Source organism: Salmonella sp. HY31 (genome assembly GCF_042604575.1).
In the GTDB taxonomy this organism is placed as follows: domain Bacteria; phylum Pseudomonadota; class Gammaproteobacteria; order Enterobacterales; family Enterobacteriaceae; genus Salmonella; species Salmonella diarizonae.
In genome coordinates, this window is record NZ_CP170479.1 from 367,816 (window position 1) to 389,531 (window position 21,716).

Here is a 21,716-nt window from a genome sequence, read left to right on the forward strand (position 1 = left end):
AAAAAGGGGCGAAAAGGCTATTTTTTTGACGGTGAGGGCTAATTGTTGCAGGGAATAATATTAAATATAAATGAATTTAATTTAATTAAAATGTAACGTAAGAATAAATCATTACTTAATGGCGAAAATAAATAGACGCCCTGAATAACAGGGCATCACGGAAATCAATGATTCGAGAACCAGTTTAATTTATCGCGTAGCCCGACCACGCGACCAACAATAATCAGCGCCGGACTGACCACCTGTTTCGCCAGTTCGCCCAACTGCGCCAGTTCGCCATTGACCACCCGCTGTTTGATAGAGGTGCCATTTTCAACCAGCGCGACCGGCATATCAGCCTGCATACCGAATGCGATCAGTTTTTCCTGGATAGTCACCGCCTGACTCAGACCCATATAGAACACCAGTGTCTGTTTTTCTGCCGCCAGGTTTGCCCAGTCCAGCTCGCCGTCGGTTTTCAGATGACCCGTGACCAGACGCACACTCTGTGCGTAATCGCGATGGGTTAGTGGAATACCGGAGTAGGCGGAACAACCGGAAGCCGCGGTAATCCCCGGTACTACCGAGAAAGGAATACCGGCATGACATAGTGTTTCCAGCTCTTCGCCGCCGCGACCAAAGATAAAAGGATCGCCGCCTTTCAGGCGTACCACGCGTTTACCTTTTTGCGCTTCACGTAGCAGGATCTGGTTGATTTCCTCCTGCGGGACGCAGTGGTAGCCTGCGCGTTTCCCCACAAATACCCGATCGGCATCGCGGCGTACCAGGTTCATAATGTCGTCGGAGACGAGGCGATCATAAACCACGATATCCGCCTGTTGGATTTGTTGTAACCCTTTCAGCGTGAGCAGTCCGGCATCGCCCGGCCCGGCGCCGACCAGCACCACTTCACCGCGGTGATCCAGCGGTTCGCTAAACAGTTGCTCGGTCGTCGCGTTAACCGCTTTCTCATCGGCATTTGCCAGCGACTGCGCCAGCCGGTCGTTGACGAAAAATTTTTCCCAGAAGCGACGGCGTTCGCCCATGGTGGTGAACTGTTTTTTTACCCGGGCGCGGAGTTGTCCGGCATAGCGCGCGACCTGCCCCAGATGTTGCGGCAGTAGCGATTCCAGCTTCGCGCGCAGCAGACGCGCCAGCACCGGGGAGGTACCGCCGGAAGAGACCGCTACCATCAGCGGCGAGCGGTCGATAATGGAGGGCATGATAAAGCTGGCGGCTTTCGGCGCATCCACCACGTTGCAGAAGATACGGCGTGACTCCGCCGCTTCGCTGACGCGCTGGTTGACGGTATCGTCGTCGGTGGCCGCGATCACCAGCCAGCACGGGTCGAGAAGCGTTTCGTCGAACGGCCCCTCGACCAGCGTCAACATGCCTTCATTTGCCCATACGGTGAACTGTGGAATAAAGGTTAGCGCATTGACCGTTAAACGTGCGCCTGCTTCCAGTAGCAAACGTGCTTTGCGTTCTGCGACATCGCCACCGCCGACGATCAGACAGTCGCGGTCGCGTAATTGACAAAATATAGGCAAATGGTCCACGACATTACCCCTTAATGGCTGGCTGTAACCTTAATGTGGTTGATTTTTTGCGGAACAGGGCGCTCCGATTTTGGCGTAGCATACCAATAACCCAATCCCATGAACACGACGCCGGACAAAGTATTGCCGAGAGTGACCCATAACAGATTGTGTCCGATTCCGGACAGGGTATAGGCGTCGCTGTGATGACCAAACCAGGAGAGGGCGAACAACGTCATATTCGCGACGGAGTGCTCGTATCCGGAAGCGATAAACGCCAGCAGACACCACCAGATAGCAAGAAATTTCGCCGTGCCTTCCGTGCGGATCGCCATCCAGATTGCCAGACAAACCAGCCAGTTACACAGTGCGCCTTTAAAGAACAGTACCGCGGCGGGCGCTGTGGTTTTCGCCAGTGCGACTGAGTGAACGATACTGGTATCGACTGGCAACAAACTGCCGCCACCCCAACTGTAAAGCAGCGCGACAAATACGGAACCGGCCAGGTTGCCGAGCCAGGTTTGCGGCAGGATAGCCCACATTTGACCGTGGCTGATGGTGCCTGCTTTGACGCCCAGCGTCAGGAACATGGTGTGGCCGGTAAACAGTTCGGAGCCGGCAATAATCACCAGCGTTAAGGCGATACCGAAGGTGGCGCCCATCACCAAAGGACGCACAGAAGGATCGAGTAAATTACCGAGGGTGAAGATGAGAATAATCCCGAGGCCGACATAAGCCCCGGCCATTGCGGAACTGATCCAGAAGCCAAGCGGATTATTCGCCGACAGGCGTGCGATGCGCGCAGCGTTAGCCGCACACTTGTTGATAGTGTCTGTAAGCATTTGATCATCCTTAAATTTGCAATAACAATTAAAATTTAAAAAAATACAAAAAAGGGGAGGCGTTGCGCCTCCCAAAATTAATTAACCGCGCAACTGAACCATGCCCTCTTTCACCCGCGCTTCGTAATGTTTTACAGAGAACTGCTCATCTTCCATGCACAAACCATCGCTCAGGCGGAAGCGCTGCTTTTTCAACGGGCTGGCGACCCACAGTTCGCCCTGGTGTTCCGCAATCAGCCCACGAGACAGCACACTGGCCTCAAAGAACGGGTCGATGTTACTGATAGCGAACACCTGATCGTTATGGTAAGGACGGAAAATCGCTACCTGTTCGCCGCCTGACAGCGCGCAGACGCCGGTTCCCGGCAGGATGTCATCGATTTTGCAGATGTTTTGCCACTGGCTCATGCGTTTTCCTCCACCAGAGTTACCGGGATACGTTCATACGGCGTGGCCGGACGATGCTGTTCGCGTTCTGGGACGACCTGGACATTTGGGTCGCGCTTGTCGCTGTTGATGAAGTGTTTGAAACGAACCTGCGCCGCTGGCGTGTTGACGGTTTCCGTCCACTCGCAGACCACCGCTGCGCGCAGGCGCGCCATCTCTTCTTCCAGATGTTCGTTTAGGCCCAGCTTATCGTCGATAATGACCGATTTCAGATAGTCGATGCCGCCTTCCAGATTATCCAGCCACGGCGCGGTACGGGTCAGCTTATCGGCGGTACGAATGTAGAACATCATAAAGCGGTCGAGATACTTGAGCAGAGTGTCGCGATCGAGATCGGCTGCCAGCAGATCCGCGTGACGCGGTTTCATGCCGCCGTTACCGCAGACGTACAGATTCCAGCCTTTTTCGGTGGCGATGATACCGACATCTTTACCCTGCGCTTCCGCACATTCGCGGGTACAGCCGGAGACGCCGAACTTCATTTTGTGCGGGGTGCGAATGCCTTTGTAGCGGTTTTCCAGCTCCACGCCGAAACCGACGCTGTCGCCAACCCCGTAGCGGCACCAGGTGCTGCCGACGCAGGTTTTCGCCATCCGCAGCGCTTTGGCGTACGCGTGACCGGTTTCGAAGCCCGCTTCAATCAGCTGACGCCAGATTTCCGGCAGATCGTCTTTTTGCGCGCCAAACAGACCGATACGCTGAGAACCGGTAATTTTGGTATAGAGGTTAAACTCGCGGGCGATACGACCCACGGCCACCAGACCTTCCGGCGTGATTTCACCACCCGCCGAGCGTGGGATCACCGAGTAGGTACCATCTTTCTGAATATTCGCCAGGAAGTTATCGTTGGTATCCTGTAGCGGAGTGTGCTGCGGCTTAAGGATGTATTCGTTCCAGCACGACGCCAGCAGCGAAGCAACGGTTGGCTTACACACTTCGCAGCCGTAGCCTTTACCGTGTTTCGCCAGCAGCTCTTCAAAAGTTTTGATGCCTTCTACGCGGATTAAGTGGAACAATTCCTGGCGAGAATAAGCAAAGTGCTCGCACAGATTGTTGTTGACTTCGATACCCTGTTTCGCCAGTTCGGCGTTCAGTACCTGCGTCACCAGTGGGATACAGCCGCCGCAGCCGGTTCCGGCTTTGGTCTCCGCTTTCAGCGCCGCCACGGTATGGCAGCCTTTATTGATGGCGGCGATCAGATCGCCTTTAGTCACGTCGAAGCAGGAGCAGATCTGCGCGCTGTCCGGCAGCTTATCCACGCCGATAGACGGTTTGCCGCTGCCCGCGTGTGACGGCAGGATCAGCGAATCCGGGTTTTCCGGAAGTTCGATGGCGTTCAGTACCAGTTGCAGCAAATTGCCGTAATCGCTGGTGTCGCCGACCAGTACTGCGCCGAGCAGCGTTTTGTTATCTTCGCTAACGATGAGACGTTTGTAGACTTCTTTGCTTTCGTCGAGGTAGACATAGCTACGGGCGCCCGGCGTGCGGCCATGGGCGTCGCCGATGCCGCCCACGTCCACGCCCAGCAGCTTCAGTTTGGCGCTGAGATCCGCCCCTTCAAAGGTGTTTTCACTGCCGAGGATATGGTCAACGGCGACCTGGGCCATTTTATAGCCCGGCGCGACCAGACCGTAAACGCGGTTATTCCAACTGGCGCACTCACCAATGGCGTAGATATCCGGGTCGGAAGTCTGACAGGAATCGTTAATGACGATACCGCCGCGCTGCGCGACGGCCAGACCGCACTGGGTAGCCAGTTTGTCGCGGGGGCGAATACCGGTAGAGAAGACGATAAAATCGACTTCCAGCTCGCTGCCGTCGGCAAAACGCATGGTTTTACGCGCTTCGGTACCTTGCTGAACAATCTCTTGCGTATTTTTACTGGTGTGTACACGTACGCCCATGCTTTCGATCTTGCGACGTAGCTGCTCGCCGCCCATCTGATCGAGCTGTTCCGCCATCAGCATCGGCGCAAATTCAATGACGTGAGTTTCCACGCCGAGGTTTTTCAGCGCGCCGGCGGCTTCCAGCCCCAGCAGGCCGCCACCGACCACCGCCCCGCGCTTGCTGCGGCGGGCGCAGGATTCGATAGCGTTAAGGTCTTCAATGGTACGGTAAACGAAGCAATCCTGGGTTTCTGAGCCTTTAATCGGTGGAATCCACGGATATGAACCAGTCGCCATGATCAGCTTGTCATAATAAACGGTACGACCCGCGCTGGAGTGAATAACTTTCTCCTGACGGTTAATGGTAATTGCGCGTTCGCCAACCAGTACCTTTACGTCATGCTTCTCATAAAACCCTTCACGCACCAGAGAGAGCTCTTCCGCGGTGTGGTGAGAGAAGTAGGATGACAGGTGGACACGGTCATAGGCTTTACGGGGTTCTTCACAGAACACGGTAATGTCGAACAGGCTAGCGTCGGATTTATCAAGGAGATCCTCAATAAAGCGGTGGCCGACCATACCATTACCGATAATAGCGAGTCTGACTTTGCTCATTTTTGCCTCGATTTCTTTTCTATTACCGCCTACCTTAACGATTCAGCAACCCCACTTATTGATGTAAATCAAATTCACCTTTATATACCTCTTAATGGGTATATGGCTGATTTGTCAGGATTTTTATAAGTGGCGGAATTGTCAGGCTTTTCAGGTTTGTACAAATAATGTACAAAATGAGGGGGTTTTAGACCACCAGGCCTACCTCGTCGGGAGGAGAGGGAAAATAGGTTGCCGGAAGGCTGCTGCGCCTTATCCGGCCTACCAACGGCTTACGCTGTAGGCCGGATAAGACGCATTGCGTCGCCATCCGGCAATCATTATCAATGCGCCGCTGGGGCGCTATGTTGGCGATGACGGGACACAAAGCCGAGCGCAAAGCACATCACAAATACCACCGCATACAGACCATTTGCGGTGAGTAAGGCCGCCTGCGGGCCGCTGTGCGCCACAATCGGGCCGGTGACGACGAATGTCAGCATCGTTCCGATGGTACCGCAGGTCAAAATAAAGTTGACCAGCTTAGGCGAGGCCACTTTCGTTTGCTGCGATCCCAGCGTAATGATGGAGGTATAAATGGCGCTGGAGAAGAAGCCCAGCGTCAGAATAAACCACGGCATGTGCGCCTGTGTGCCGGTAATAAACAGATACATCAGTACTGCCGCCATACCCGCCAGCACGGTCAGAATGCGTTGCAGATCGAAAAAGCGCAGGATAAAGCTGAACGCCCACATGCCAAACATATAGGACATCCAGAAATCGCTCACCAGCGCCCCGGCGTCATTCAGGCTCATGCCGAGGCCTTTGGCGTATTCCGGCACCCAGGAGATAAAGCCTAATTGACCGAGGATATAGCACAGCGCAGCGACGGCGAGAAACAGTACGCCAATGCCCCATTTTTCTTTGGCGACAGGCGCCTGAGAGTGCTGCGCATGTTTACCCAGCGCCGGAAATTCACAGCCGAAGGTCAGGATGAAAATCGCCAGATAGACCAGGCCGATGCAGGCATAGACCCAGTACCACTCAATACTACGCGCCAGCAAGAAGGCGGCGACCATGGGAAAAATCATCCCCGCCATGCTGAAGAAGGAGTCGGTAAACAGCAGTCGGGAACCGCGCTGACGCCCTTCATACAGTTGCGTAATCAGGAAGGTGCCAATCGACATGGTGATCCCACTGACCAGCCCCAGCACAAACATCGCCGCTGAGAACAGCGCCAGGCTATGACTGAGCATCAGCCCGGCAACCGCCAGCACCATCAGGATAAAACCAAAGCGTAGCTGTGTTTTCAGCGGGACGATTTCCATCAACCACGCATTGAGGAAGATCGAGATCAAAATCCCGGCGTTCAGGAAAGTAAAGGTGTTACTCATGCTGGAAACGGGCAGATGAAAATAGTCTGCGATATTTCCCATCACCATCCCGGTGACAATCACCAGCGCCCCGGTCAGGGCGTAGGAAAGAAAGCTGATCCATGTGAGCTTGATGCGGTTGCTGTTAGTCATGTCTGGCCTTGAAGAGAAGTGAAGCGCGTGGAGGGCGCGTTAAGCGGGCAGATTTTAGGCGCTTTAGTGACGCATTTAAATAATTATTAGCAAACGTATTGCCCGTTACATTTTTAACGTGATCATGATCACGATATATTGCGAGGCTCAGGCATTGTGCCGTGACGTTACATTTGTTTCAGATACGTAAAATTAGGTAAAGGACTGGCCTGACCCTGGAAGGCTCTTTAGAATCAGTCCACTTGCTTTATTTCTGCTCTTGTTAAGGAAATCTCATGCTCAAATCGACTCTGGCGGCTGTCGTAGCTGTTTTCGCTCTTTCTGCTCTTTCTCCCGCAGCGTTGGCAGCAAAAGGCGATCCTCATGTGCTGTTAACCACCTCCGCCGGGAATATTGAGCTGGAGCTGAACAGCCAGAAAGCGCCGGTTTCCGTGAAAAACTTTGTCGATTACGTCAACAGTGGTTTCTATAACAACACCACGTTTCACCGCGTTATTCCTGGCTTTATGATTCAGGGCGGTGGTTTTAACGAGCAGATGCAGCAGAAGAAACCGAATCCGCCTATTAAGAATGAAGCCGACAACGGCCTGCGTAATACTCGCGGCACGATCGCGATGGCGCGTACCGCGGATAAAGACAGCGCCACCAGCCAGTTCTTTATTAACGTCGCGGATAACGCTTTTCTCGACCACGGCCAGCGTGACTTTGGCTATGCAGTCTTTGGTAAAGTGGTAAAAGGTATGGACGTCGCTGATAAAATCTCTCAGGTGCCGACGCACGATGTCGGGCCTTATCAGAATGTGCCGACAAAACCAGTCGTTATCCTTTCCGCGAAAGTCCTGCCATAAAATATGCCTGCGCGGGGGCGAGCCACCCGCGTTTTCTCCCTGTCTCAGCGTAACCTGAAATTGCTGCTTATACTTGTGGGCAAGCACAGGCATATTCAGGGAGGCCAGGTGAAGAAACTTACCGATAAACAAAAGTCACGCTTTTGGGAACAGCGGCGCAACGTTAACTTCCAGCAAAGCCGCCGTCTCGAAGGTATTGAGATCCCCTTAGTAACCCTGACCGCCGACGAAGCGCTGGCACGCCTTGACGAACTTCGGAGGCACTATGAGCGATAAATTTGGCGAAGGACGCGATCCGTACCTCTATCCGGGGCTGAATGTGATGCGTAATCGGCTGGGGATTCATCAGGCCCAGCGACTGGCGCAAGCGGCATATGAAATGACCGCGCTCCGCGCCGCCACGATTGAACTGGGGCCGCTGATACGCGGCTTGCCCCATCTGTGCGCGATTCATCGCCAGCTCTATCAGGATATTTTCGACTGGGCAGGGCAACTGCGGGAGGTCGATATTTACCAGGGCGATACCCGTTTCTGCCACTTTGCCTATATCGAAAAAGAGGGTAATGTCCTGATGCAGGATCTGGAAGAAGAGGGCTATCTGGTCGGTCTGGCGCATGAAAAGTTTGTCGAGCGGCTGGCGCATTACTACTGCGAAATTAACGTACTTCACCCGTTTCGTTTGGGGAGCGGGCTGGCGCAGCGCATCTTCTTTGAACAACTGGCGCTACATGCAGGCTACGCGCTGAGTTGGCAAGGTATTGCGGTTGAAACGTGGAATCAGGCGAACCAGAGCGGCGCGATGGGCGATCTCTCCGCTTTGCAGGCGATTTTTCAGAAAGCGGTAAGCGAAGCTCGCGAAACTGAGTAAAATAGTGCGGTTCTACTGACCCGGAGCCGCCATGATCCTGCTTATCGATAACTATGATTCCTTTACCTGGAACCTCTACCAGTATTTTTGTGAACTGGGCGCGGAAGTGCAGGTCAGGCGCAATGATGCGCTGACGCTGGCGCACATTGACGCTTTGAACCCGCAAAAAATCGTTATCTCTCCCGGCCCCTGTACGCCGGATGACGCTGGCATTTCACTGACGGTCATCCGCCATTATGCCGGACGTATTCCGATGCTGGGCGTCTGCCTTGGGCACCAGGCGATGGCGCAGGCTTTTGGCGCGACGGTGGTGCGGGCAGCGAAAGTAATGCACGGTAAAACGTCACCTGTTACGCACAATGGACAGGGCGTGTTTCGGGGATTGCCCAGCCCGTTAACCGTGACACGTTACCACTCGCTGATTGTCGACCCTGCCACGTTGCCTGAGTGTTTTGAGATCACCGCCTGGAGCGAAACGCAGGAGATTATGGGCATTCGCCACCGCGAGTGGGATCTGGAAGGCGTGCAGTTCCACCCGGAAAGTATTCTCAGCGAACAAGGACACGCTCTCCTGGAGAATTTCCTCCGGCGTTGATTTGTGGTTGCTATTAAGTGATTTTTTATTCATATTTTGTGATTATAATTTCACTGGCATTTCTGCTTAACCGGGTGGTAATGATATGGCAACTGAACAAACGGCTATTACGCGCGCAACTTTTGATGAAGTGATTCTGCCCATTTATGCACCGGCGGACTTTATTCCGGTTAAAGGTAAAGGCAGTCGCGTATGGGATCAGCAGGGCAAAGAGTATATCGATTTCGCCGGCGGGATCGCAGTGACTGCGCTGGGCCATTGCCATCCGGCGCTGGTCGAGGCGCTGAAATCCCAGGGTGAAACCTTATGGCATACCAGCAACGTTTTTACCAACGAACCGGCGTTGCGTCTGGGACGTAAATTGATCGACGCCACGTTTGCCGAGCGCGTGCTGTTTATGAATTCCGGCACCGAAGCGAACGAAACCGCTTTTAAACTGGCGCGTCATTATGCCTGCGTGCGCCATAGCCCGTTCAAAACGAAAATCATTGCCTTCCATAACGCCTTTCATGGCCGTTCCTTGTTTACCGTCTCTGTAGGCGGGCAGCCGAAATATTCCGACGGCTTTGGGCCGAAACCCGCCGATATTATTCACGTTCCCTTCAACGATCTCCATGCGGTGAAAGCGGTAATGGATGACCACACCTGCGCGGTGGTGGTCGAGCCGATTCAGGGTGAAGGCGGCGTGCAGGCGGCTACACCGGAATTCCTCAAAGGGTTACGCGACCTGTGTGACAAGCATCAGGCGTTGCTGGTGTTTGATGAAGTGCAGTGCGGGATGGGGCGCACCGGAGACCTGTTTGCCTATATGCACTACGGCGTCACGCCGGATATCCTCACCAGCGCCAAAGCGTTAGGCGGCGGTTTTCCGGTGAGCGCCATGCTGACCACGCAGGAGATTGCCTCGGCCTTCCATGTCGGTTCGCACGGTTCAACCTATGGCGGCAATCCGCTGGCCTGTGCGGTGGCTGGCGCGGCATTCGATATCATTAATACGCCAGAGGTACTAGAAGGCATTCACACTAAGCGGCAACAGTTTGTGCAACATTTGCAGGCGATTGACGAACAATTTGACATTTTCAGCGATATTCGCGGCATGGGGCTGCTGATTGGCGCGGAACTGAAGCCGAAGTATAAAGGTCGGGCGCGCGATTTTCTGTACGCAGGCGCAGAGGCCGGGGTGATGGTGCTCAATGCCGGACCAGACGTGATGCGTTTTGCCCCGTCGCTGGTGGTGGAAGAGGCGGATATCAATGAAGGAATGCAGCGCTTTGCGCAGGCGATAGGGAAAGTGGTTGCCTGATGGCGGATTGCCGGATAAGCGTAGCGCATCCGGCAGTCGATCTAACCTTTTGTATCCCGTAGCCGCTTACTCAGCCAGATACCGTGATGCGGACGCTGACGCCAGGCCATCGACGAAATGGTGTGCATGGTGTTCAGATGGCCGATGATGCGCTGTAAATGTTGTTCCAGAGTGCTCAATAAGCCATGTGACGGCATGTCCGGCGACTCCAGAATGTTGACGTCGCCGGAACCGCCTGGCCTGTCGTACTCCAGGCGCTGCTGGCAGCGCTGAATCGCAATCTCGCAAGATTCCAGATAGCGCTGCGCCAGATCCGGCGTCAGCATGGTGTGTTCCCGCGCCAGCGTCGTCATGGCGTTGATATGCTCGACAATAAACTGGCTGTGCGTGACCCACAGTTTCATATCCGACAGATAGTGGGTATTGAATCCGGGTTCCTGCATTGCCTGATTTAACGAGTTGAATAGCGTGTTATGCGCCTGGTTGACCCGCATTCTTTGATAAGCGAGCGGGGTGGCCTGCGGATCGTTACTGAGGATCAGTCGGATAGCTTCTTGATCGGCTTCCAGCGCATCATGGGCGTTTTTACGTAATAGCCCGCTTTGCCATTGCGGCCACAGCCAAACCATGCCGCCAAAGGCAATTAAACAGCCAATAAGCGTATCGATCAGCCTCGGCACAATAAACTGCTCTCCGTTTAACGTCAGTAACTGGATGGTGTATACCGCCGTCACCGTAAAGCCGACCGTCGCCCAGCCGTAGTTTTTACGAATAATCAGATAACTTGCCAGCGTTAGTACCAGCATGACCGCCAGCGTAATGCTTTCGGGAATATGTAAGTGCAGCGTGACGCCGGCAATCACCAGGCCGACCAGCGTTCCGACCGAACGGTGCAGAATACGTACGCGCGTCGCGCCATAGCCGTTTTGGGTGACAAACAGCACCGTCATGAGGATCCAGTACGGTTTGGGCAGGTGCAACGCGCTGCCCATCAGACTGGCGATACTCATCATTACGCTAATGCGTCCGGCGTTGCGTAGCGCCGGCGATTTAAGCGACACATAATTTTTCAGCGCCGGGAGTAGTGGCAGGCGACGCTGTTTATCGGCCATCAGGTCGCGGGCGTAAAGCGGTCGCTGAGTACGCAGCACGCGGGCGATTCGGCTGAAGTGCCAATAGCAGAACTGGCCTACCGGGTTTTCAGGATGTTGATTGGCAATCTTCTCCAGCGCGCCAATCTGTTTTTCCATAGAGAAGCGCGTCGGCAGACGATGATAAAGGATGTCATCCGCCAGCACGCGCAGGCGAGCGGCGACCGTTTGCGCATTCCAGCGAATTACCTCTTCCGCATGGCTGCGTTCTACCAGTTTCTGTACCTCTTCCGGCTGATGCAGGCTGACGGAGATGTGTTCCTGCAAATCCATCGCTTCCTGAAAAGCCCGCAGTAGGCGCTTGTAATCATTATTGTTGTGCGCCGAAAGCATATGCATCTGTTGGTAACACTGGGTAATGAGATCGACCGCTTTTTGCTGGCGTATCAGCAGGGGAGGCAGCGCTTTTTCCGGATCGATATGTTGGGTGAGCAGGCTGTATTTCGCTTCGCAGTAATCGGCCAGTTCACGATATAACAAACTCAATGACTCGCGCAGCGGCTGTTCGCGCCATAGCCAGAACCAAAACCAGTTAAACACGCCGTACCATAGGGTGCCCAGCGCATAAATAAGCAGCGGCTCCCAGACGGGCATGTATCCCGCAAGGCTCAGGGTAAATATGGCGGCAATCAGCGACGCTGGCAGTAGCCGCGCATGAAGTGGGCTAATTTCCGCCGTCACGCCAAGCACCAGCGTGAGCCCGGTCAGGATCAACGGCAGGGGGACGGATTCCGCCAGCAGGAGTTGCGTTGCCAGACTGCATCCGGCGAACAGCGACGCGCCGATGATCAGGCGTTTAAAAAAGCGTTTGTGCGGTGTATCCAGACCTGCAATGTTGCAGCAGGCGGGAACGAGAGAGAAAAGTAATCCCAGGTGTAGCTGGCCTATCAATAAACCGACAGCCACAGGCAGGCACAGCACCAGCGTTTGCCGTAGTGCGTAATTAATCTCTGGGTGATAAATCAGTCTTCGCCACATCGATGCAAACAAAAATGGCGCATGATAAAACGCGCCATTCTGACGGGATTAACGGGTGCCGTAGACGACGATGGTCTTGCCATGCGCGGAGATCAGGTTTTGATCTTCCAGCATCTTCAAAATACGACCAACGGTTTCGCGGGAGCAGCCGACGATCTGGCCAATTTCCTGACGGGTGATTTTGATCTGCATCCCATCCGGGTGCGTCATGGCATCGGGCTGTTTCGCCAGATTCAGCAGCGTCTGAGCGATACGCCCGGTGACGTCGAGGAAGGCGAGGTTACCTACTTTTTCAGACGTGACTTGTAAGCGACGAGCCATCTGGGAAGAGAGGCGCATCAGAATATCCGGGTTTACCTGGATTAATTGGCGAAATTTTTTGTAGGAAATTTCAGCGACCTCACATGCGGTTTTCGCACGTACCCAGGCGCTGCGTTCCTGGCCTTCTTCAAACAGGCCCAATTCACCAATAAAATCACCCTGATTCAGATAAGAAAGAATCATTTCTTTCCCTTCCTCATCTTTGATCAGCACTGCCACGGAGCCTTTAACGATGTAGTACAGCGTTTCTGCTTTTTCACCCTGGTGAATCAGCGTGCTCTTTGACGGGTACTTATGAATGTGGCAATGAGACAAGAACCATTCAAGAGTCGGGTCTGTTTGCGGTTTGCCAAGCACCATGCGCGGTTATCCTCTGTTATAAGCTGTCTCCAGAGCCAGAAAACGGCACTGTCTCTGGGGTTGCAAAAATATGCTTCCCGCTACCTGGGAAGAGGGCTACGAAAATAGACTGTAGCCTGTAATGTGATGTCCTCTGCATACATGCAGTACGTCAATGTATTACTGTAGCATCTTGTCTGTTTTAGCATAGCTTTCGCCGTGTGTCTCCTGGTGTCTCGCTTCAGCATGACCCAAGTCGCCTTCCATTGCGAGTTTTGTTGTATGCGCGTAATCTTTCAGGAAAATTGAAACATTGGAGTTACGAAATATGCAAGCGCGTGTAAAGTGGGTTGAAGGACTCACGTTCCTCGGAGAGTCTTCCTCCGGCCACCAGATTTTAATGGATGGCAACTCCGGTGACAAAGCGCCGAGTCCGATGGAGATGGTATTAATGGCGGCTGGCGGATGTAGCGCTATTGATGTGGTATCGATCCTACAAAAGGGGCGTCAGAATGTCACCAACTGCGAAGTGAAGCTGACATCCGAGCGCCGGGAAGACGCGCCGCGCCTGTTTACGCACATTAATTTGCATTTTATGGTTACCGGCAGCGATCTGAAAGAGGCTGCCGTCGCGCGCGCTGTTGATCTCTCTGCGGAAAAATATTGCTCGGTGGCGCTAATGCTGGAAAAAGCGGTCCATATTACCCATTCGTATGAAGTGATTGCGGCGTGATTATCATTATCTGATGGCGGCTTCGCCTTATCGGACCTACCAGTTTTTATCCCGTAGGCCCGATAAGCGTAGCGCCATCGGGCGTTTCAACGCGGTTATTCGATTTTTTTGCCTTCCATTAATCGCTGTACCAACGGCAACATAATCAGCTCCATCGCCAGTCCCATTTTGCCGCCCGGCACCACTAATGTATTAATGTGAGAAATGAACGAGCCCTGGAGCATCGCCAGTAGCCAGGGAAAATCGATCCCTTCCAGGTTGCGGAAATGGATCACCACAAAACTCTCATCCAGCGACGGAATGCCCTTTGCGGCGAACGGATTGGAGGTGTCGACGGTCGGCACGCGCTGGAAGTTAATATGGGTACGGGAGAACTGCGGCGTAATGTAATTGATGTAGTCGTCCATGGAGCGCACCACGGAATCCATCACTGCTTCACGGGAGTGTCCACGTTCGCCGGTGTCACGAATCAGTTTCTGAATCCATTCGAGGTTGACGATAGGCACCACGCCAACCAACAGATCAACATGACGCGCGACATCATGTTGCGGCGTGACGACGCCGCCGTGCAGTCCTTCATAAAACAGCACATCGGTCGGCTCGGGAAGCGGCTGCCAGGGTGTAAACGTGCCGGGAACCTGATTCCACGGTACGGCTTCATCATAGGTATGCAGATATTTACGTGACTGGCCTTTACCCGTCTGCCCGTACTCAATGAAAGTGTGTTCCAGCAGGCTGAAGTCATTGGCTTCAGGCCCGAAATAGCTGATATGCCGCCCGGCGTCGCGCGCTTTGCGGATCGCCATGTCCATTTCCGGGCGGGTATAACGATGAAAACTGTCGCCTTCCACCTCGGCGGCGTGCAGATTTAACTGCGCGAAAATTTTACGAAACGCGAGGCTGGTGGTGGTGGTCCCCGCGCCACTTGACCCTGTTACTGCTATCACCGGATGTTTGGCTGACATGGCAACTCCATGATTAAGCTTTAATAATAATGTATTGCCGTCAAAGGCGTTTTATTCGCGAAACTGTTTTTTCGGCATAATATTGACCGTTTCATGTAATTCAGACCATACCAGAACGGCCTCGCCGGATTGCAGTTGACGTTTTACGTCCGCGACTTTTTGTTCAAGCGAACGTTCATGTTCACCATAATCGGTGCCTTCGCGCAACACAAAGCTTTCGAGCAGGTTGTCCAGCGTGTCGGGGGAGAGCCCCTGCCAGGGAATGATCATGATGACGCCTCCAGATACGTTGTCAGCCAGTCAGGAATTCGGCGTTCCAGCCACATTTCAGGGCGCAGCGGCGTACCGCCGATAAATCCTACGTGTCCGCCATGCTCAGTTAACTGATACTCCACGTGTGGGGGCAGATCTTCCGCTTTAGGGATCACATGATGATCCATAAACGGATCGTCTTTGGCATGAATAATCAGCGTCGGTTTAGCAATCTGGTTAAGCAACGGCATGGCGCTACACTGACGATAGTAGTCGATGGCGTCGGCAAAGCCATGAATTTTCGCGGTGATCAGGTCGTCAAACTCGCGGATACGGCGCATTGATTTGAGTTGCCCCAGATTCACCGGCAGCGACCCGGGATACGCCGCCAGCTTGCGTGACGCATTCGCTTTTAACAGATTGAGCAAATAACGCTGATAGACGCGGGAAAACCCTTTATCCATGTGGTAGCTACAGGCTTCGAGAACAAAGGGCGCAGAAACAATCACCGCCGCCTCGATGGGGATATTGCGGCCTTCTTTCGCCAGCAGGCACGCCAGCATATTACCGCCGAGCGAATAGCCCACGGCGGCTGTCGGAACGGTGCCGAACTCCCGCTGTAGCCAGCGTAAAAACCAGGCGCCATCCTCCGTTTCGCCGGAGTGGTAAATTCGATTCAGACGGTTTGGCTCACCGCTACAGCCGCGAAAGTGCATCACTACGCCCAGCCATCCGCGCTTTTGCGCCGCCTCAATCAGTCCGTGGGCATAGGGGCTGTTCAGGCTGCCTTCCAGGCCGTGAAAGACCACCAGCCGCGGTTTATGCTTTGCCTGTTGCGGCTTTTCGCTCCATGCCAGATCGACAAAATCGCCGTCCGGTAATTCCAGCCGCTGCCAGTAGGCGTTGAACTTCACTTTGCGGCGGATTAAACGCGGCAGCATAGTCTGTAAATGGCGATTACGAATGCCGCGCATGGGAATAAATTCATGCGAGTCATTGACAGGCGGGGTCATTTCTGTAGACGTGATCTCAACCATAGCACCAGAACAATTGATAATTGGAAACAATACTATACCGCGCATAAGGTTCACAGATTAATCAATATGTGATTTTACGTTCAATAAATCACCCGGCGAAATAAGAATTGCGCCTCATTTCGCCAGGGGGGGGGGCGGTATTCACTGCGCGCGCAATACCCTGCAGAAATAGTGTGAACCCCTGCATCAGCCGAATTAATCGTGGTAGTGTGGCAGTACGATGGTTATGTGACTCAAGGAGAAGGCATGTCGAAGACACTTTTACAGATCCACTTTAACTTTAGCGGCCCTTTTGGCGAGGAGATGACTCAGCAACTGAACGGACTGGCGGAGTCCATCAATGAGGAGCCGGGCTTTATCTGGAAAATCTGGACAGAAAGCGAGAAAAACCAGCAAGCTGGCGGCATTTATCTGTTTGAATCCGAAGAAACGGCGCAGGCTTATATTAAAAAACACACTGCACGTCTGAAAAATCTTGGTGTTGATGAGGTGACGTTTAAATTATTTGGCGTGAACGACGCGCTGACGAAAATAAATCACGGCAACCTCTGCCGATAAATCATATAACGCAGGCTTCCCATCCCGGCCAGCCTGCGAACTACGTCCGTTCCCAGCCATTGGCCCCCTTCAAACCTATACCAATAACACCGCGTCGTTCGGCATGCTGCTGTCTGGCGTGATCGTCATCACAAATTGTTACTTCAATTATTACTCTCAGGCTAATGATTTTTACCTGCGCTTAATTGATGATTTTCTCACCAAAGCTCAGACTCTTTTCAGTGTTAAGCCAATCAAACTGATTGCTGAATCAGGAGGTTAATAATGTTATCTGGACAAACGCCAGCACGCGTCTGGAACACGCGCCGCAACGAAAAACAGCGCCGTCTGGCTTCCGTTCCGGTGCAGGGTAAGGTACTGCCTACCGCAGACCTGACCGCGATGCTGGAAAAACTGATCGCGCCGGGTGACCGCGTGGTATTAGAAGGGAATAACCAAAAGCAGGCGGATTTCCTGTCCCGTATGCTGGCGGAAGTCAATCCGCAGAAAGTACACGACCTGCACATGATTATGCCAAGCGTCGGGCGTAGCGAGCATCTGGATATCTTTGAAAAAGGCATCGCCCGCAAGCTGGATTTCTCCTTCTCCGGCACCCAAAGCCTGCGCATCTCGCAGCTACTGGAAGATGGCCAGTTGGAAATCGGCGCCATCCACACTTACATCGAACTGTACTCCCGTCTGTACGTCGACCTGGCCCCGAATGTGGCGCTGATTGCTGGTTACAAAGCTGACCGCAAAGGAAACCTCTACACCGGGCCGAGTACCGAAGATACTCCGGCGCTGGTGGAAGCCGCGGCCTTCCACGACGGTATTGTTATCGCTCAGGTGAACGAACTGGTAGATGACGAATGCGACCTGCCGCGCGTGGATATACCGGGCTCCTGGATTGACTACGTAGTGGTCGCTGACAAGCCGTTCTTCATCGAACCACTGTTTACCCGCGACCCGCGCCTGATCAAACAGGAACACATCCTGATGGCGATGATGGCCATCAAAGGCATCTACGCCGAGCATCAGGTGCAGTCGCTGAACCACGGTATCGGCTTCAACACTGCCGCTATCGAGCTGCTGCTGCCGACTTACGGCGAACAGCTCGGTCTGAAAGGCAAAATCTGTAAACACTGGACTCTGAACCCGCATCCGACGCTGATCCCGGCAATTGAAAGCGGCTGGGTGGAGAGCGTGCACTGCTTCGGCGGCGAACTGGGGATGGAAGAGTACATCCGCGCCCGCCCTGACGTATTTTTTACCGGGGCTGATGGCTCCATGCGTTCTAACCGCGCCTTCTGCCAACTGGCGGGGCAGTATGCGGTGGATATGTTTATCGGTTCGACCTTGCAGGTTGACGGCTATGCTAACTCCTCAACGGTCACCCGTGGTCGTCTCTCCGGTTTCGGCGGCGCGCCGAACATGGGGCACGACCCGCACGGTCGCCGTCACGCGACCCCGGCCTGGCTGAACATGATTACCGAACCGGACCCGATGCAGCGCGGTAAAAAACTCGTCGTACAGATGGTAGAAACCTTCCAGGCGGGCGTGAAGCCGACCTTCGTGGAAAAACTGGATGCCATTGACGTGGCGAAAGCTTCCGGTATGCCGCTGGCGCCAGTGATGATTTACGGCGACGACGTAACGCACGTGCTGACTGAAGAAGGCATCGCTTATCTCTACCGGGCTAAAGATCTGGAAGAGCGCCGTGCGATGGTGGCGGCGGTTGCCGGTATCACCGACATCGGTCTGGGCGTTGACGCGAAACGCGTCGCCGAACTGCGTAGTAGCGGCAAGGTGGTCTACCCGGAAGATATGGATATTCGTCGTACCGACGCCACCCGTTCGCTGCTGGCGGCCGGTAGCGTCGCCGACCTGGTGGAGTGGTCCGGCGGTCTTTACAACCCACCTGCGAAATTTCGGAGCTGGTAATGAAACTTCTGCCTCAGATTCAGGTTGCAGGCGGTGCCGAATGGCTGGCGCGAACCGCCACGCAGTGTCTGATTGACGAAGCACGATTAAGCCCGAAGCCCGGTCTGGTGGACAGTCGGGGGAACGGCGCGCATCACGATTTGACTCTGGCGCTCATGGAGCGCTCGGCGCACAGCCTGACCCCTACGTTTCAGGCGCTGGCGCTACAAAGCTGGCAGCGTCCAGCGGATATTGCGCTCAGACAAACCATAGGGCGACTCGGTCGCGAAGGCGAGAAACAGATGATGGCCGCTACCGACGGCGTGAACACCCACCGCGGCGCGATTTGGGCGCTGGGGATGCTGGTGAGCGCAGTAGCGATGCACGGCGGTGTAGGTAGCGCGCAGCAGGTGGCGAACACTGCCGGCGAGCTGGCGACGCTGCCGGACGACGCCGCGCCGAAGGTCTTTAGCAAGGGGCTGCGTGCCACACGCCGTTATCGCGTACCGGGCGCGCGCGAAGAGGCGCAGCAGGCGTTTCCGCACATTATGCAGCGGGCGCTACCGCAATTGCGTTTAAGCCGATTGAGCGGCAGTAGCGAAACGCATGCGCGGTTAGATGCCCTGATGGCGATTATGACTTCGTTGACCGACACCTGCGTGCTCTCCCGCGCGGGGCTGGAGGGGCTGGACGTCATGCAGCACGGCGCGCGCGCCGTCCTGAGTGCTGGTGGCAGCGCCCATCCGGCGGGTCAGAGGGCGCTGGCGGCGCTCGATCGTCAGATGCTGGCGCTGAACGCCTCGCCGGGCGGCGCAGCCGATTTACTGGCCGCCACCCTGTTTCTTGACCGCATCGAATCGCCCTATACACAAAGTAATTCGAGTTGCAGGACAAAACGCACCGCGTTTTGAACAGCGCTTGCGCTGGCCCCGAAGGGGTGAGGCCAAAAGGCCGAATCACGCGGCAAGGGAGTGAATCCCCAGGAGCGTACATAAGTACGTGACTGGGGGGAACGAGCGTAGCCAACGCATCTGTAACGTGAAGTACGACGTGTATATTTAAAGCATTAAGAGGATGTTATGGAACACATTACATTAACCGTACCGGCCAGCCGTACCTTAAGCGGCAAAGCGCTGGCAGGCGTTGTGGGCTCCGGGGATATGGAGGTGTTATTCACCGCCGACCAGGGCCAGACGTTAACCATTGATATCACCACTTCCGTCGATAACAGCCGTAGCCGCTGGGAAGCGCTGTTCAACCGTCTGCAAACGGTCAGCAGTCTGCCGGCGGGCCAACTGACCATCCACGATTTCGGCGCAACCCCGGGCGTAGCGCGCATTCGTATCGAACAGGTATTTGAAGAGGTGAACTATGCGTGATGACCGCAGTTTTATCGAATTAAAAGCGCGTCAGCGTGCGCAGGCGCTGCTGGATGAAGGCAGTTACCGTGAACTGCTCGACCCGTTTGAAGGCGTGATGTCGCCGTGGTTGGGCGCGCAGGGCATTGTTCCGCAGGCTGATGACGGTATGGTCGTCGCAAAAGGTACCATCAACGGCAAACCGGCGGTGGTGGTAGCGATCGAAGGCGCGTTCCAGGGCGGCAGTATGGGCGAAGTGTCCGGCGCCAAAATGGCGGCGGCGCTGGAGCTGGCGGCGGAAGATAACCGCAACGGCATTCCGACGCAGGCGGTATTGTGCCTGGAAACCGGCGGTGTGCGTTTACAAGAGGCCAACCTGGGCCTGGCGGCGATTGCCGATATTCACGCGGCGATTGTCGACCTGCGTCGCTATACCCCGGTTATCGGCATCGTGGCCGGGACCGTTGGTTGCTTCGGCGGGATGTCGATTGCCGCCGCGCTGTGCAGCTATCTGATTGTCACCCGTGAAGCGCGTCTCGGTCTGAACGGCCCGCAGGTTATCGAACAGGAAGCCGGGATCGAAGAGTACGACTCCCGCGATCGCCCGTTTATCTGGAGCATGACCGGTGGTGAAGTGCGTTATCAAAGCGGGCTGGTGGAAGCGCTGGTCGGCGACGGCGTCAACGCGGTGAAAGCGGCGATGAACGAGGCGCTGGCCAAAGGCGTACCGGCAAAACATCGCACCGATAACTACGACGGGTATCTCGATCGCCTGACGAACTTCGACACCCGCAAACAGGCCGATGCTGAACAGATTAAAGCGCTTTTCGCCCGGGAGGTGAAATGATGAGTAACGCAATGAGCCGTGGCCAATTATGGCTGGAAACCCTGGTACCCAATGCCAAACGTCTTGAAGGGCTGTGCCCGTCCGTGCAGGCCGCCGACGGCGAGCTGAACAGTGAAGCGGTGCGTTTTATTGCCGTGGTGCCCGATGCCAATAACCACTACCCGCGCGCTGCTAAAGGCGAGGTCGGGCTGCTGGAAGGTTGGACACTGGCGAAAGTGGTAAGCGAAACCATCGACGCCGATGCCGATAAAGCGGTGAAACGCCCGATTGTGGCGGTGATTGACGTACCAAGCCAGGCCTACGGTCGTCGTGAAGAGGGTTTTGGTATTCATCAGGCGCTGGCGGGTGCGGCGGCAGCCTATGCCAACGCGCGACTGGCGGGGCATCCGGTGATTGGCCTGATCGTCGGTAAAGCGATGTCCGGCGCGTTTCTGGCGCACGGCTACCAGGCGAACCGTCTGATTGCGTTTAACGATAAAGGGGTGCTGATCCATGCGATGGGTAAAGAGTCCGCAGCACGCATTACCCTGCGTACCGTCGAGGCGCTGGAAAAACTGGCGGCGACCATTCCGCCAATGGCGTATGACATCAGCAATTACGCCACCCTGGGGCTGCTGGAGAACCTGCTGGATATCAGCAATCCGGATGCCCCGTCTGTTACCGATCTGACGCTGGTGAAAACCACCCTGCAACAGGCCATCAATGACGCTCGTCAGGACCCGACGCTGAAAAGCCGTCTGGGCGCTGACAATCGCCGCAGTTCAGCCCTTGTGCGCGAACGTATGCGAGCAAGCTGGTAAGTAAAAAGAGACCTGCCGGATGCCCGGTTCCGTGGGCGCGCTCGTTGCGCCC

Annotated in this window: 22 protein-coding genes; 12 read left to right on the forward strand and 10 right to left on the reverse strand. The window is 54.9% G+C overall.

Features of this window, described 5'->3' with window-relative positions; translation table 11 throughout:
• Window positions 1–164: 164 nt before the first annotated feature.
• The 5 genes from cysG to tsgA form a co-directional block, all read right to left on the reverse strand.
• Complete coding sequence (gene cysG, locus ACE15A_RS01640; RefSeq protein ID WP_380912450.1) at window positions 165–1,538, reverse strand: siroheme synthase CysG; 1,374 nt, start codon at window positions 1,536–1,538, stop codon at window positions 165–167.
• Between the two features lie 11 nt (window positions 1,539–1,549).
• Window positions 1,550–2,359 carry a nitrite transporter NirC gene (nirC, locus tag ACE15A_RS01645; RefSeq protein ID WP_053507954.1) on the reverse strand — a complete coding sequence of 270 codons (810 nt, stop codon included), beginning with the start codon at window positions 2,357–2,359 and terminating at the stop codon, window positions 1,550–1,552.
• A gap of 81 nt (window positions 2,360–2,440) precedes the next feature.
• Window positions 2,441–2,767, reverse strand: a complete 327-nt coding sequence (gene nirD / locus ACE15A_RS01650) for a nitrite reductase small subunit NirD (RefSeq protein WP_023247883.1) — start codon at window positions 2,765–2,767, stop codon at window positions 2,441–2,443.
• Entirely contained in the window at window positions 2,764–5,307 is a 2,544-nt protein-coding gene (nirB, locus tag ACE15A_RS01655) for an NADPH-nitrite reductase large subunit (protein ID WP_023247884.1), read from the reverse strand. The genes nirD and nirB overlap by 4 nt, the downstream gene beginning before the upstream one ends.
• Window positions 5,308–5,630: 323 nt before the next feature.
• The gene (gene tsgA / locus ACE15A_RS01660; protein ID WP_023247885.1) at window positions 5,631–6,812 is read right to left on the reverse strand and encodes an MFS transporter TsgA; all 1,182 of its coding nucleotides are present in this window, start codon (window positions 6,810–6,812) and stop codon (window positions 5,631–5,633) included.
• A gap of 275 nt (window positions 6,813–7,087) precedes the next feature.
• Here tsgA and ppiA point away from each other — a divergent pair, with 275 nt between their 5' ends.
• The 5 genes from ppiA (at window position 7,088) to ACE15A_RS01685 (ending at window position 10,426) form a co-directional block, all read left to right on the forward strand.
• Complete coding sequence (gene ppiA / locus ACE15A_RS01665; RefSeq protein WP_053507953.1) at window positions 7,088–7,660, forward strand: peptidylprolyl isomerase A; 573 nt, start codon at window positions 7,088–7,090, stop codon at window positions 7,658–7,660.
• Window positions 7,661–7,768: 108 nt separating this feature from the next.
• On the forward strand, window positions 7,769–7,936 hold the full coding sequence (locus ACE15A_RS01670; protein ID WP_001519136.1) for a YhfG family protein: 168 nt from the start codon (window positions 7,769–7,771) through the stop codon (window positions 7,934–7,936).
• Window positions 7,926–8,528, forward strand: coding sequence for a putative adenosine monophosphate-protein transferase Fic (locus tag ACE15A_RS01675; protein ID WP_023247887.1), 603 nt, complete (start codon window positions 7,926–7,928; stop codon window positions 8,526–8,528). The genes ACE15A_RS01670 and ACE15A_RS01675 overlap by 11 nt, the downstream gene beginning before the upstream one ends.
• Before the next feature lie 31 nt (window positions 8,529–8,559).
• Window positions 8,560–9,123 carry an aminodeoxychorismate synthase component 2 gene (pabA, locus tag ACE15A_RS01680; protein WP_023247888.1) on the forward strand — a complete coding sequence of 188 codons (564 nt, stop codon included), beginning with the start codon at window positions 8,560–8,562 and terminating at the stop codon, window positions 9,121–9,123.
• An 85-nt stretch (window positions 9,124–9,208) separates the two neighbouring features.
• A complete protein-coding gene (locus ACE15A_RS01685) occupies window positions 9,209–10,426 on the forward strand; it encodes an aspartate aminotransferase family protein (protein WP_053507952.1) in 1,218 nt (405 codons plus the stop codon).
• Window positions 10,427–10,467: 41 nt separating this feature from the next.
• Here the strand turns inward: ACE15A_RS01685 and ACE15A_RS01690 are convergent, their stop codons facing one another.
• Both ACE15A_RS01690 and crp read right to left on the reverse strand, forming a co-directional pair.
• Window positions 10,468–12,555, reverse strand: a complete 2,088-nt coding sequence (locus tag ACE15A_RS01690) for a YccS/YhfK family putative transporter (protein ID WP_023247890.1) — start codon at window positions 12,553–12,555, stop codon at window positions 10,468–10,470.
• A 48-nt stretch (window positions 12,556–12,603) separates the two neighbouring features.
• Window positions 12,604–13,236, reverse strand: coding sequence for a cAMP-activated global transcriptional regulator CRP (gene crp / locus ACE15A_RS01695; RefSeq protein ID WP_000242758.1), 633 nt, complete (start codon window positions 13,234–13,236; stop codon window positions 12,604–12,606).
• Window positions 13,237–13,543: 307 nt separating this feature from the next.
• Here crp and ACE15A_RS01700 point away from each other — a divergent pair, with 307 nt between their 5' ends.
• On the forward strand, window positions 13,544–13,948 hold the full coding sequence (locus tag ACE15A_RS01700; RefSeq protein ID WP_053507951.1) for an OsmC family protein: 405 nt from the start codon (window positions 13,544–13,546) through the stop codon (window positions 13,946–13,948).
• A 95-nt stretch (window positions 13,949–14,043) separates the two neighbouring features.
• On the opposite strand, the gene ACE15A_RS01705 is transcribed toward ACE15A_RS01700, so the two are convergent.
• The 3 genes from ACE15A_RS01705 to ACE15A_RS01715 are packed head-to-tail and all read right to left on the reverse strand — an operon-like array spanning window position 14,044 to window position 16,247.
• Window positions 14,044–14,913 carry a phosphoribulokinase gene (locus ACE15A_RS01705; protein WP_001274689.1) on the reverse strand — a complete coding sequence of 290 codons (870 nt, stop codon included), beginning with the start codon at window positions 14,911–14,913 and terminating at the stop codon, window positions 14,044–14,046.
• Window positions 14,914–14,964: 51 nt separating this feature from the next.
• Window positions 14,965–15,183, reverse strand: coding sequence for a YheU family protein (locus ACE15A_RS01710; RefSeq protein WP_023247892.1), 219 nt, complete (start codon window positions 15,181–15,183; stop codon window positions 14,965–14,967).
• Entirely contained in the window at window positions 15,180–16,247 is a 1,068-nt protein-coding gene (locus ACE15A_RS01715) for a hydrolase (RefSeq protein WP_077950626.1), read from the reverse strand. The genes ACE15A_RS01710 and ACE15A_RS01715 overlap by 4 nt, the downstream gene beginning before the upstream one ends.
• Window positions 16,248–16,448: 201 nt before the next feature.
• On the opposite strand from ACE15A_RS01715, the gene ACE15A_RS01720 reads away from it, so the two are divergent.
• The 6 genes from ACE15A_RS01720 to mdcE all read left to right on the forward strand — a co-directional run bounded on the left by ACE15A_RS01720 (window position 16,449) and on the right by mdcE (window position 21,664).
• Entirely contained in the window at window positions 16,449–16,760 is a 312-nt protein-coding gene (locus ACE15A_RS01720; protein ID WP_023247894.1) for a monooxygenase, read from the forward strand.
• A gap of 264 nt (window positions 16,761–17,024) precedes the next feature.
• Window positions 17,025–18,680 (forward strand): malonate decarboxylase subunit alpha, encoded by a 1,656-nt coding sequence (gene mdcA / locus ACE15A_RS01725; protein WP_023247895.1) that lies wholly within the window; start codon window positions 17,025–17,027, stop codon window positions 18,678–18,680.
• The gene (locus ACE15A_RS01730; protein ID WP_053507948.1) at window positions 18,680–19,570 is read left to right on the forward strand and encodes a triphosphoribosyl-dephospho-CoA synthase; all 891 of its coding nucleotides are present in this window, start codon (window positions 18,680–18,682) and stop codon (window positions 19,568–19,570) included. The genes mdcA and ACE15A_RS01730 overlap by 1 nt, the downstream gene beginning before the upstream one ends.
• A gap of 168 nt (window positions 19,571–19,738) precedes the next feature.
• Window positions 19,739–20,038 (forward strand): malonate decarboxylase acyl carrier protein, encoded by a 300-nt coding sequence (gene mdcC / locus ACE15A_RS01735; protein ID WP_023247897.1) that lies wholly within the window; start codon window positions 19,739–19,741, stop codon window positions 20,036–20,038.
• Window positions 20,031–20,864: a biotin-independent malonate decarboxylase subunit beta gene (locus ACE15A_RS01740; RefSeq protein WP_053507947.1), complete on the forward strand. Its 834-nt coding sequence runs from the start codon at window positions 20,031–20,033 to the stop codon at window positions 20,862–20,864. The genes mdcC and ACE15A_RS01740 overlap by 8 nt, the downstream gene beginning before the upstream one ends.
• Window positions 20,864–21,664 (forward strand): biotin-independent malonate decarboxylase subunit gamma, encoded by an 801-nt coding sequence (mdcE, locus tag ACE15A_RS01745; RefSeq protein ID WP_053507946.1) that lies wholly within the window; start codon window positions 20,864–20,866, stop codon window positions 21,662–21,664. Before ACE15A_RS01740 ends, mdcE begins: the two co-directional genes overlap by 1 nt.
• Window positions 21,665–21,716 lie beyond the last annotated feature (52 nt).

Coding starts and splice junctions, on each gene's coding strand:
- ACE15A_RS01720 (WP_023247894.1), top strand. CDS start 16,449: ATGTCGAAGACACTTTTACAGATCCACTTTAACTTTAGCGGCCCTTTT.
- ACE15A_RS01740 (WP_053507947.1), top strand. CDS start 20,031: ATGCGTGATGACCGCAGTTTTATCGAATTAAAAGCGCGTCAGCGTGCG.
- pabA (WP_023247888.1), top strand. CDS start 8,560: ATGATCCTGCTTATCGATAACTATGATTCCTTTACCTGGAACCTCTAC.
- mdcA (WP_023247895.1), top strand. CDS start 17,025: ATGTTATCTGGACAAACGCCAGCACGCGTCTGGAACACGCGCCGCAAC.
- ACE15A_RS01685 (WP_053507952.1), top strand. CDS start 9,209: ATGGCAACTGAACAAACGGCTATTACGCGCGCAACTTTTGATGAAGTG.
- ppiA (WP_053507953.1), top strand. CDS start 7,088: ATGCTCAAATCGACTCTGGCGGCTGTCGTAGCTGTTTTCGCTCTTTCT.
- mdcC (WP_023247897.1), top strand. CDS start 19,739: ATGGAACACATTACATTAACCGTACCGGCCAGCCGTACCTTAAGCGGC.
- mdcE (WP_053507946.1), top strand. CDS start 20,864: ATGAGTAACGCAATGAGCCGTGGCCAATTATGGCTGGAAACCCTGGTA.
- ACE15A_RS01690 (WP_023247890.1), bottom strand. CDS start 12,555: ATGTGGCGAAGACTGATTTATCACCCAGAGATTAATTACGCACTACGG.
- crp (WP_000242758.1), bottom strand. CDS start 13,236: ATGGTGCTTGGCAAACCGCAAACAGACCCGACTCTTGAATGGTTCTTG.
- ACE15A_RS01730 (WP_053507948.1), top strand. CDS start 18,680: ATGAAACTTCTGCCTCAGATTCAGGTTGCAGGCGGTGCCGAATGGCTG.
- ACE15A_RS01710 (WP_023247892.1), bottom strand. CDS start 15,183: ATGATCATTCCCTGGCAGGGGCTCTCCCCCGACACGCTGGACAACCTG.
- tsgA (WP_023247885.1), bottom strand. CDS start 6,812: ATGACTAACAGCAACCGCATCAAGCTCACATGGATCAGCTTTCTTTCC.
- ACE15A_RS01700 (WP_053507951.1), top strand. CDS start 13,544: ATGCAAGCGCGTGTAAAGTGGGTTGAAGGACTCACGTTCCTCGGAGAG.
- nirB (WP_023247884.1), bottom strand. CDS start 5,307: ATGAGCAAAGTCAGACTCGCTATTATCGGTAATGGTATGGTCGGCCAC.
- ACE15A_RS01715 (WP_077950626.1), bottom strand. CDS start 16,247: ATGCGCGGTATAGTATTGTTTCCAATTATCAATTGTTCTGGTGCTATG.
- nirC (WP_053507954.1), bottom strand. CDS start 2,359: ATGCTTACAGACACTATCAACAAGTGTGCGGCTAACGCTGCGCGCATC.
- ACE15A_RS01705 (WP_001274689.1), bottom strand. CDS start 14,913: ATGTCAGCCAAACATCCGGTGATAGCAGTAACAGGGTCAAGTGGCGCG.
- nirD (WP_023247883.1), bottom strand. CDS start 2,767: ATGAGCCAGTGGCAAAACATCTGCAAAATCGATGACATCCTGCCGGGA.
- ACE15A_RS01675 (WP_023247887.1), top strand. CDS start 7,926: ATGAGCGATAAATTTGGCGAAGGACGCGATCCGTACCTCTATCCGGGG.